The sequence below is a fragment of the Shewanella sediminis HAW-EB3 genome (assembly GCF_000018025.1).
Taxonomy (GTDB): Bacteria; Pseudomonadota; Gammaproteobacteria; order Enterobacterales; family Shewanellaceae; genus Shewanella; species Shewanella sediminis.
The window spans coordinates 493,373-504,934 of the sequence record NC_009831.1; the positions used below are offsets into that span (position 1 = coordinate 493,373).

Sequence of the window (11,562 nt, forward strand, 5' to 3'; positions counted from 1 at the left end):
TGCATTGGATAGAGATGCCAAAGATAAACTAATAATTTATCTTTGGCTTTTTTAAGCCCGTTCTTTAAAAATTTGGAAAGCTGATAGTGTTAATGTGAAAGGGACTATTGTGGAAGATATCTCGCAAGGGATAACAACTGCTTTAGTTAATAGCATTAATGCGAAAATAAATAATTGAGTTCTCAAACACTTAAAATCAAGTGCCCGAACGATTTACCTTAATTGGTAATGAGTTCATGAGTATTCTTTTGGCGAAAGTAAACACCATTAGTTGCAATGCAACACAGATGAAACTCATTTGGGTTGTATGGTTAAGTGACTAAGCGTATACGGTGGATGCCTTGGCAGTCAGAGGCGATGAAGGACGTAGTAACTTGCGAAAAGCGTTGGCGAGCTAGTAACAAGCATTTGAGCTAACGATGTCCGAATGGGGAAACCCACTCACATAAGTGAGTATCACATACTGAATACATAGGTATGTGAGGCAAACCCGGGGAACTGAAACATCTAAGTACCCGGAGGAAAAGAAATCAACCGAGATTCCCCTAGTAGCGGCGAGCGAACGGGGATTAGCCCTTAAGCGTAGAGGGTGTTAGTGGAATGTGTTGGAAAGCACAGCGGCACAGGGTGATAGCCCCGTACATGAAAACTAACTTTACGTGAAAACGAGTAGGACGGGACACGTGACATCTTGTCTGAACATGGGGGGACCATCCTCCAAGGCTAAATACTCCTGACTGACCGATAGTGAACCAGTACCGTGAGGGAAAGGCGAAAAGAACCCCTGTGAGGGGAGTGAAATAGAACCTGAAACCGTATACGTACAAGCAGTGGGAGCGGTTCTTGAGACCGTGACTGCGTACCTTTTGTATAATGGGTCAGCGACTTACATTTTGTAGCGAGGTTAAGCGAATAGCGGAGCCGTAGGGAAACCGAGTGTTAACTGCGCGTTTAGTTGCAAGGTGTAGACCCGAAACCCGGTGATCTATCCATGGGCAGGTTGAAGGTTGAGTAACATCAACTGGAGGACCGAACCGACTTATGTTGAAAAATGAGCGGATGACTTGTGGATGGGGGTGAAAGGCCAATCAAACCGGGAGATATCTGGTTCTCCTCGAAAGCTATTTAGGTAGCGCCTCGTACGAATACCATTGGGGGTAGAGCACTGTTAAGGCTAGGGGGTCATCCCGACTTACCAACCCTTTGCAAACTCCGAATACCAATGAGTACTATACGGGAGACACACGGCGGGTGCTAACGTCCGTCGTGAAAAGGGAAACAACCCAGACCATCAGCTAAGGTCCCAAAGTTATTGCTAAGTGGGAAACGATGTGGGAAGGCTTAGACAGCTAGGATGTTGGCTTAGAAGCAGCCATCATTTAAAGAAAGCGTAATAGCTCACTAGTCGAGTCGGCCTGCGCGGAAGATTTAACGGGGCTAAGCAATACACCGAAGCTATGGGTTTGCTAGTTTACTAGCAAGCGGTAGAGGAGCGTTCTGTAAGCCGTTGAAGGCGAAGGGGTAACCCACGCTGGAGGTATCAGAAGTGCGAATGCTGACATGAGTAACGATAAAGGGAGTGAAAAACTCCCTCGCCGAAAGACCAAGGGTTCCTGTCCAATGTTAATCAGGGCAGGGTGAGTCGACCCCTAAGGCGAGGCCGAAAGGCGTAGTCGATGGGAAACGGGTTAATATTCCCGTACTTCTGCTAACTGCGATGGAGAGACGGAGAAGGCTAGGCTAGCGCGGCGTTGGTTGTCCGCGTTTAAGACTGTAGGCTGTTCACTTAGGCAAATCCGGGTGAACATTAAGGCTGAGAGTTGATGACGAGGTCCTAAGGGACTGAAGTAGTTGATGCCATGCTTCCAGGAAAATCTTCTAAGCTTCAGGTTAGCAGGAATCGTACCCCAAACCGACACAGGTGGTTGGGTAGAGAATACCAAGGCGCTTGAGAGAACTCGGCTGAAGGAACTAGGCAAAATGGTACCGTAACTTCGGGAGAAGGTACGCTCCCGACGGTGATGAGACTTGCTCTCTAAGCTGTTGGGAGTCGCAGATACCAGGTGGCTGCAACTGTTTATCAAAAACACAGTACTGTGCAAACTCGCAAGAGGAAGTATACGGTATGACGCCTGCCCGGTGCCGGAAGGTTAATTGATTGGGTTATCTTCGGAGAAGCTCATGATCGAAGCCCCGGTAAACGGCGGCCGTAACTATAACGGTCCTAAGGTAGCGAAATTCCTTGTCGGGTAAGTTCCGACCTGCACGAATGGCGTAATGATGGCCACGCTGTCTCCAGCCGAGACTCAGTGAAGTTGAAATTGCGGTGAAGATGCCGTATACCCGCGGCTAGACGGAAAGACCCCGTGCACCTTTACTATAGCTTGGCACTGAACATTGAACCTACATGTGTAGGATAGGTGGGAGACTTTGAAGATGGGACGCTAGTTCTGTTGGAGTCAACCTTGAAATACCACCCTTGTAGCTTTGATGTTCTAACTCAGGTCCCTGAATCGGGATTGAGGACAGTGCCTGGTGGGTAGTTTGACTGGGGCGGTCTCCTCCCAAAGAGTAACGGAGGAGCACGAAGGTTGGCTAAGTACGGTCGGACATCGTACGGTTAGTGCAATGGCATAAGCCAGCTTAACTGCGAGACATACACGTCGAGCAGGTACGAAAGTAGGTCATAGTGATCCGGTGGTTCTGAATGGAAGGGCCATCGCTCAACGGATAAAAGGTACGCCGGGGATAACAGGCTGATACCGCCCAAGAGTTCATATCGACGGCGGTGTTTGGCACCTCGATGTCGGCTCATCACATCCTGGGGCTGAAGTCGGTCCCAAGGGTATGGCTGTTCGCCATTTAAAGTGGTACGCGAGCTGGGTTCAGAACGTCGTGAGACAGTTCGGTCCCTATCTGCCGTGGGCGTTGGATGATTGAAGGAAGCTGCTCCTAGTACGAGAGGACCGGAGTGGACGAACCGCTGGTGTTCGGGTTGTTATGCCAATAGCATTGCCCGGTAGCTACGTTCGGAATCGATAACCGCTGAAAGCATCTAAGCGGGAAGCGAGTCCTAAGATGAGTCATCCCTAGGAATTTAATTCCTCTAAAGAGCCGTTCGAGACTAGGACGTTGATAGGCAGGGTGTGTAAGCGTTGTGAGGCGTTGAGCTAACCTGTACTAATGACTCGTGAGGCTTAACCATACAACCCATATGGGTTTTGTAATGCAATGAGTGTTACTTCAAAAGAATACAAAGTACTTGATTTTAGTGTGACTCAAACTTTTATTTAAAGCTATTTAGATGATTCTGAATAGACAGCTTTCTAAATTTTACCAAATTAGTCTGGAAACCATAGCATTGTGGCCCCACCTGATCCCATCCCGAACTCAGAAGTGAAACGCAATCGCGCCGATGGTAGTGTGGGGTCTCCCCATGTGAGAGTAGGTCATTTCCAGGCGCCTAATTAAGTGAAGAAGCCACCTGAATAAGGTGGCTTTTTTGCGTTTGGGCTTTTAAAAAATATCAAAGTTTATGTCTCGAACTTACCTGTATTGAAATCAGGTGGCTTATCCACTTAAGCACGTACGTGCAATGCCTACTCCCGACGTCGACCCGCCGCTGATCGGGACCTCCCGCTACGAATCACAGATTCTCCGCGTTCAATTATGGCTAAATACTGCGTATTTATAGCGCCATAATTTCACCCCCATGTGTCCACTTCGTGGACTACGAGAGTAGGTCATTTCCAGGCGCCTAATAAACGATAAATCCCCAGCACTTCGTGTTGGGGATTTTTTCGTTTAACGGCTTTTTGAAATGACCACTCGAACATGGGGAATATAAAGAGTCCGAACGCAGTGAGGCTCAATACTCATGTAGAGTAGGGTGGAACTGCTGCGCTTATCAAGCGTAGCTTGATGCTGCGGTGTAACGCGGAGAGCTTGCTCGAAGCTGACCATGACAGGCGCACTCCTGAATTTAAAGTGAAGAAGCCACCTGAATAAGGTGGCTTTTTTGCGTTTGGGCTTTTAAAAAAATATCAAAGTTTATGTCTCGAACTTACCTGTATCGAAATCAGGAGGCTTATCCACTTAAGCACGTACGTGCAATGCCTACTCCCGATGTCGCTTCCCGCTACGAATCCTGGATTTTCCGCGTTCATTTTTTACTTAAACAACTGGGGCTAACTACTGCGTATTTATAGCGCCATAACTTCCCCCCCATGTGTTCACTTCGCTGACGTCGAGAGTAGGGTGAAGGCCCTGCGTTTTTCAAGCGAAGCTTGATGATGGAGCTGAACATGGAGGATTTATCCGTAGCTGACCATGACAGGCGCCTTTGCTCTTAGCTTAAAAGCAGTTAGCGCACTATGGGTGTTAATTTCTGGCATCATTCTATTGTGTAGGACCGGCTTTAGCCGGGAATCGCTCATTTCGTTATACAAGCTTCGCGGCTAAAGCACGCTTCTACGTAGAGGCTAGCTGCTTTCTCGTGGATCCTTTCAATCGTGCACTTCTTCTTTGAACAAGATCTACACCACCAAAATTAAAATGTTTCTTGTACTGCAAAGCCAGGTGTATTCTTCCATGGATAGAAGTTGCAGAGCTTATTTCTGGGGAGGAGCAGAGAACAAAGGGGCTAACTTCAGGCCGTTGCGCTTTTATAGGGCCAGTTCATTTGATGATTTAACCACTGTGTACGTACAGCAGCTCAGTGCTTGGTTGCATAAAAGTCTCAGCTGGTTGATTTTTATACATAAGTTTAGGTGGGATATCATTTGTGTATGGCCAATTTTAGAAGTGGAAACTCTAGTGAAAATGACGGTAGCCTAAGGCGGTTGTGGGTAACTCTGTGCGTAATTGGTATGTAACATGTGTTTAAGCATCTCTTTTATAAAAACATTCATTTTTCACTAATTAGCGCTTGTGCTCTGCCTAAAACTCCCTATAATTCGCTCCCACTGACACGGCACAGCAGGCCAACTAGACTAACGCTTAGAGATTAGAAATAGTCACTAAGCTTGATAGTACGGGACTTGCAGCAGTGTTAGAGATTAGATTTTCAATAGAAATTCTAATCAGGTGAAAAGCGGTTTAAGTGGTTCACTGATGTGCCTTACATACGAGAGTGTATAAGAAATCATCGCTTGAAAAACTTCTTAAAATAAGCGCTTGACGCCAACCACGGAGCGTGTAGAATACGCCTCCTCAAGCCAACGACCTAGCGTCTAACGGCAGCATCTGAAAGATTGATGCTAACGCTCTTTAACAAATTGAAACAAGAAATCTGTGTGGACACTCACAGGTGTTGAGTTATTCGAAACTACTTCTCACGAAGTAGTCAAAAATTTTACTCAATGTAAGATGAGTGTTCATAGCAATATGTACAAACGTTTTTAAGATTCTTCCGAGTCTTTTAAACGAAATCAGAATTCATTGAGCCGGTTCTTAGGAACCAACAAAACTTTAATTGAAGAGTTTGATCATGGCTCAGATTGAACGCTGGCGGCAGGCCTAACACATGCAAGTCGAGCGGAAACGGAGGTAGCTTGCTATCAGACGTCGAGCGGCGGACGGGTGAGTAATGCCTAGATATCTGCCTAGTCGTGGGGGATAACAGTTGGAAACGACTGCTAATACCGCATACGCCCTACGGGGGAAAGGAGGGGACCTTCGGGCCTTTCGCGATTAGATGAGTCTAGGTGGGATTAGCTAGTAGGTGAGGTAATGGCTCACCTAGGCGACGATCCCTAGCTGTTCTGAGAGGATGATCAGCCACACTGGGACTGAGACACGGCCCAGACTCCTACGGGAGGCAGCAGTGGGGAATATTGCACAATGGGCGAAAGCCTGATGCAGCCATGCCGCGTGTGTGAAGAAGGCCTTCGGGTTGTAAAGCACTTTCAGCGAGGAGGAAAGGTAGGTAGTTAATAACTGCTTGCTGTGACGTTACTCGCAGAAGAAGCACCGGCTAACTTCGTGCCAGCAGCCGCGGTAATACGAGGGGTGCAAGCGTTAATCGGAATTACTGGGCGTAAAGCGTACGCAGGCGGTTTGTTAAGCCAGATGTGAAAGCCCCGGGCTCAACCTGGGAATTGCATTTGGAACTGGCAAACTAGAGTCTTGTAGAGGGGGGTAGAATTTCAGGTGTAGCGGTGAAATGCGTAGAGATCTGAAGGAATACCGGTGGCGAAGGCGGCCCCCTGGACAAAGACTGACGCTCATGTACGAAAGCGTGGGGAGCAAACAGGATTAGATACCCTGGTAGTCCACGCCGTAAACGATGTCTACTCGGAGTTTGGTAACTTAGTTACTGGGCTCCCAAGCTAACGCATTAAGTAGACCGCCTGGGGAGTACGGCCGCAAGGTTAAAACTCAAATGAATTGACGGGGGCCCGCACAAGCGGTGGAGCATGTGGTTTAATTCGATGCAACGCGAAGAACCTTACCTACTCTTGACATCCAGAGAATTCGCTAGAGATAGCTTAGTGCCTTCGGGAGCTCTGAGACAGGTGCTGCATGGCTGTCGTCAGCTCGTGTTGTGAAATGTTGGGTTAAGTCCCGCAACGAGCGCAACCCTTATCCTTATTTGCCAGCACGTAATGGTGGGAACTTTAGGGAGACTGCCGGTGATAAACCGGAGGAAGGTGGGGACGACGTCAAGTCATCATGGCCCTTACGAGTAGGGCTACACACGTGCTACAATGGTCGGTACAGAGGGTCGCAAAGCCGCGAGGTGGAGCTAATCCCACAAAGCCGGTCGTAGTCCGGATCGGAGTCTGCAACTCGACTCCGTGAAGTCGGAATCGCTAGTAATCGTAGATCAGAATGCTACGGTGAATACGTTCCCGGGCCTTGTACACACCGCCCGTCACACCATGGGAGTGGGCTGCACCAGAAGTAGATAGCTTAACCTTTCGGGGAGGGCGTTTACCACGGTGTGGTTCATGACTGGGGTGAAGTCGTAACAAGGTAGCCCTAGGGGAACCTGGGGCTGGATCACCTCCTTACCTATACGACTAACTTAATGTTTGTTGAGTGTTCACACAGATAACTTGTTCTTGTTAGAGCGAGTGGCATACCTAGACGGTAATGCTTGTTCTTTAAAAATTTGGAAAGCTGATAGTGTTAATGTGAAAGGGACTATTGTGGAAGGTATCTCGTAAGGGATAGCAACTGCTTTAGTTAATAGCATTAATGCGAAAATAAATAATTGAGTTCTCAAACACTTAAAATCAAGTGCCCGACTCAGTCATTAGAGATTTACTTCTTTAACGATTGGGTCATGAGTATTCTTTTGGCGAAAGTAAACACCATTAGTTGCAATGCAACGCAGATGAAACTCATTTGGGTTGTATGGTTAAGTGACTAAGCGTATACGGTGGATGCCTTGGCAGTCAGAGGCGATGAAGGACGTAGTAACTTGCGAAAAGCGTTGGCGAGCTAGTAACAAGCATTTGAGCTAACGATGTCCGAATGGGGAAACCCACTCACATAAGTGAGTATCACAACATGAATACATAGTGTTGTGAGGCAAACCCGGGGAACTGAAACATCTAAGTACCCGGAGGAAAAGAAATCAACCGAGATTCCCCTAGTAGCGGCGAGCGAACGGGGATTAGCCCTTAAGCGTAGAGGGTGTTAGTGGAATGTGTTGGAAAGCACAGCGGCACAGGGTGATAGCCCCGTACATGAAAACTAACTTTACGTGAAAACGAGTAGGACGGGACACGTGACATCTTGTCTGAACATGGGGGGACCATCCTCCAAGGCTAAATACTCCTGACTGACCGATAGTGAACCAGTACCGTGAGGGAAAGGCGAAAAGAACCCCTGTGAGGGGAGTGAAATAGAACCTGAAACCGTATACGTACAAGCAGTGGGAGCGGTTCTTGAGACCGTGACTGCGTACCTTTTGTATAATGGGTCAGCGACTTACATTTTGTAGCGAGGTTAAGCGAATAGCGGAGCCGTAGGGAAACCGAGTGTTAACTGCGCGTTTAGTTGCAAGGTGTAGACCCGAAACCCGGTGATCTATCCATGGGCAGGTTGAAGGTTGAGTAACATCAACTGGAGGACCGAACCGACTTATGTTGAAAAATGAGCGGATGACTTGTGGATGGGGGTGAAAGGCCAATCAAACCGGGAGATATCTGGTTCTCCTCGAAAGCTATTTAGGTAGCGCCTCGTACGAATACCATTGGGGGTAGAGCACTGTTAAGGCTAGGGGGTCATCCCGACTTACCAACCCTTTGCAAACTCCGAATACCAATGAGTACTATACGGGAGACACACGGCGGGTGCTAACGTCCGTCGTGAAAAGGGAAACAACCCAGACCATCAGCTAAGGTCCCAAAGTTATTGCTAAGTGGGAAACGATGTGGGAAGGCTTAGACAGCTAGGATGTTGGCTTAGAAGCAGCCATCATTTAAAGAAAGCGTAATAGCTCACTAGTCGAGTCGGCCTGCGCGGAAGATTTAACGGGGCTAAGCAATACACCGAAGCTATGGGTTTGCCAGTTTACTGGCAAGCGGTAGAGGAGCGTTCTGTAAGCCGTTGAAGGTGAAGGGGTAACCCACACTGGAGGTATCAGAAGTGCGAATGCTGACATGAGTAACGATAAAGGGAGTGAAAAACTCCCTCGCCGAAAGACCAAGGGTTCCTGTCCAATGTTAATCAGGGCAGGGTGAGTCGACCCCTAAGGCGAGGCCGAAAGGCGTAGTCGATGGGAAACGGGTTAATATTCCCGTACTTCTGCTAACTGCGATGGAGAGACGGAGAAGGCTAGGCTAGCGCGGCGTTGGTTGTCCGCGTTTAAGACTGTAGGCTGTTCACTTAGGCAAATCCGGGTGAACATTAAGGCTGAGAGTTGATGACGAGGTCCTAAGGGACTGAAGTAGTTGATGCCATGCTTCCAGGAAAATCTTCTAAGCTTCAGGTTAGTAGGAATCGTACCCCAAACCGACACAGGTGGTTGGGTAGAGAATACCAAGGCGCTTGAGAGAACTCGGCTGAAGGAACTAGGCAAAATGGTACCGTAACTTCGGGAGAAGGTACGCTCCCGACGGTGATGAGACTTGCTCTCTAAGCTGTTGGGAGTCGCAGATACCAGGTGGCTGCAACTGTTTATCAAAAACACAGTACTGTGCAAACTCGCAAGAGGAAGTATACGGTATGACGCCTGCCCGGTGCCGGAAGGTTAATTGATTGGGTTATCTTCGGAGAAGCTCATGATCGAAGCCCCGGTAAACGGCGGCCGTAACTATAACGGTCCTAAGGTAGCGAAATTCCTTGTCGGGTAAGTTCCGACCTGCACGAATGGCGTAATGATGGCCACGCTGTCTCCAGCCGAGACTCAGTGAAGTTGAAATTGCGGTGAAGATGCCGTATACCCGCGGCTAGACGGAAAGACCCCGTGCACCTTTACTATAGCTTGGCACTGAACATTGAACCTACATGTGTAGGATAGGTGGGAGACTTTGAAGATGGGACGCTAGTTCTGTTGGAGTCAACCTTGAAATACCACCCTTGTAGCTTTGATGTTCTAACTCAGGTCCCTGAATCGGGATTGAGGACAGTGCCTGGTGGGTAGTTTGACTGGGGCGGTCTCCTCCCAAAGAGTAACGGAGGAGCACGAAGGTTGGCTAAGTACGGTCGGACATCGTACGGTTAGTGCAATGGCATAAGCCAGCTTAACTGCGAGACATACACGTCGAGCAGGTACGAAAGTAGGTCATAGTGATCCGGTGGTTCTGAATGGAAGGGCCATCGCTCAACGGATAAAAGGTACGCCGGGGATAACAGGCTGATACCGCCCAAGAGTTCATATCGACGGCGGTGTTTGGCACCTCGATGTCGGCTCATCACATCCTGGGGCTGAAGTCGGTCCCAAGGGTATGGCTGTTCGCCATTTAAAGTGGTACGCGAGCTGGGTTCAGAACGTCGTGAGACAGTTCGGTCCCTATCTGCCGTGGGCGTTGGATGATTGAAGGAAGCTGCTCCTAGTACGAGAGGACCGGAGTGGACGAACCGCTGGTGTTCGGGTTGTTATGCCAATAGCATTGCCCGGTAGCTACGTTCGGAATCGATAACCGCTGAAAGCATCTAAGCGGGAAGCGAGTCCTAAGATGAGTCATCCCTAGGAATTTAATTCCTCTAAAGAGCCGTTCGAGACTAGGACGTTGATAGGCAGGGTGTGTAAGCGTTGTGAGGCGTTGAGCTAACCTGTACTAATGACTCGTGAGGCTTAACCATACAACCCATATGGGTTTTGTATGAAGCTAGTGTGATTACTTCAAAAGAATACAGTACTTGATTTTAGTGTGACTCAACTTATTTAAGAGCTATTTAGAAGATTCTAGATAGACAGCTTTCTAAATTTTACCAAATTAGTCTGGAAACCATAGCATTGTGGCCCCACCTGATCCCATCCCGAACTCAGAAGTGAAACGCAATCGCGCCGATGGTAGTGTGGGGTCTCCCCATGTGAGAGTAGGTCATTTCCAGGCGCCTAATATAGTTAAATATGATAGTGCAGTGAATTTCATCTAAGATGAAAACACGTAAGACTCAATCGTAGTAATAAATTTAAAATATTGCTGATATGGCTCAGTCGGTAGAGCGCATCCTTGGTAAGGATGAGGTCCCCAGTTCGATTCTGGGTATCAGCACCATTTTAGTTAAAAGAATTTGTCTGGAAACCATAGCATTGTGGCCCCACCTGATCCCATCCCGAACTCAGAAGTGAAACGCAATCGCGCCGATGGTAGTGTGGGGTCTCCCCATGTGAGAGTAGGTCATTTCCAGGCGCCTAATTAAGTGAAGAAGCCACCTGAATAAGGTGGCTTTTTTGCGTTTGGGCTATTTTAAGTTTTGGCTCAGTAGCTCATGGTCCAGTTCAATGTAGGCAGGTGACTTCTCCACTTAGGTAGGCATGAATGCCTACTTCACATGCAGCCCGTAGCGACTTCGTCGATGTGGCCGTTAATTGCATCCATGCATTAACGGTATTTCCGCCATCCATGGCGGTCAGGGTCTCCGTTTTGTTGGCATTTTGCAGTAAGTTTCTCAGCGGCTATGACTGGCGCCTTCGCTCTTAAGAAGGCTTCGCGGCTAAAGCACGCTCCTACAGAGGAAGGCTGGTTACGAAATTCAGGATGGATGTAAAAAGGGGTAATATCAATCGGTATAAAGATGTGATCGGTCAGCGAGAATTTAGCGCTTTAGAGACAATGTTATTAATTGCATACTTGGATCTAGTACCCTGCTTCGCTCAACCTCCAATATCCATATAGCCGTGCATTATTCTACCTTCGCCATATATGGGCCTCATCCGGTTTGCAAGGCGTTCAGTTGTGCACCAAAGACATTTTCATTGTCTTTATCGGTTACCGTTTCTCCCTGTATAACTTCCAGTTCGCCAATCTTGACTCTCGTTAATGCTTGTTACTGGATCTACAATTACCATGGCGGTTGCCCTAGCTTCGAAAACAGACATTTTGATCTTACATTTATACGAAAAATCATCCGTCTAGACTGCCACGTGAGAGGGCATCGGCC

Annotated in this window: 1 protein-coding gene, 1 tRNA gene and 6 rRNA genes; all 8 read left to right on the forward strand. The window is 48.1% G+C overall.

Features of this window, described 5'->3' with window-relative positions; translation table 11 throughout:
- Nucleotides 1-309 precede the first annotated feature (309 nt).
- The 8 genes from SSED_RS02165 (at nucleotide 310) to SSED_RS24750 (ending at nucleotide 11,102) form a co-directional block, all read left to right on the forward strand.
- Nucleotides 310-3,205: ribosomal RNA gene (locus SSED_RS02165) — 23S ribosomal RNA — on the forward strand.
- Between the two features lie 140 nt (nucleotides 3,206-3,345).
- Nucleotides 3,346-3,461, forward strand: a 5S ribosomal RNA gene (rrf, locus tag SSED_RS02170).
- Nucleotides 3,462-5,470: 2,009 nt separating this feature from the next.
- Nucleotides 5,471-7,013 (forward strand): 16S ribosomal RNA (locus SSED_RS02180).
- Between the two features lie 348 nt (nucleotides 7,014-7,361).
- A 23S ribosomal RNA gene (locus tag SSED_RS02185) occupies nucleotides 7,362-10,257 on the forward strand.
- Between the two features lie 138 nt (nucleotides 10,258-10,395).
- Nucleotides 10,396-10,511 (forward strand): 5S ribosomal RNA (rrf, locus tag SSED_RS02190).
- 89 nt (nucleotides 10,512-10,600) lie between these two features.
- Nucleotides 10,601-10,676, forward strand: a tRNA-Thr gene (locus SSED_RS02195).
- 19 nt (nucleotides 10,677-10,695) lie between these two features.
- Nucleotides 10,696-10,811, forward strand: a 5S ribosomal RNA gene (gene rrf / locus SSED_RS02200).
- The 16S, 23S and 5S rRNA genes sit together here with 1 tRNA gene alongside, the layout of an rRNA operon.
- A 129-nt stretch (nucleotides 10,812-10,940) precedes the next feature.
- A complete protein-coding gene (locus tag SSED_RS24750; RefSeq protein WP_190273184.1) occupies nucleotides 10,941-11,102 on the forward strand; it encodes a hypothetical protein in 162 nt (53 codons plus the stop codon).
- The last annotated feature ends 460 nt before the right edge of the window (nucleotides 11,103-11,562 follow it).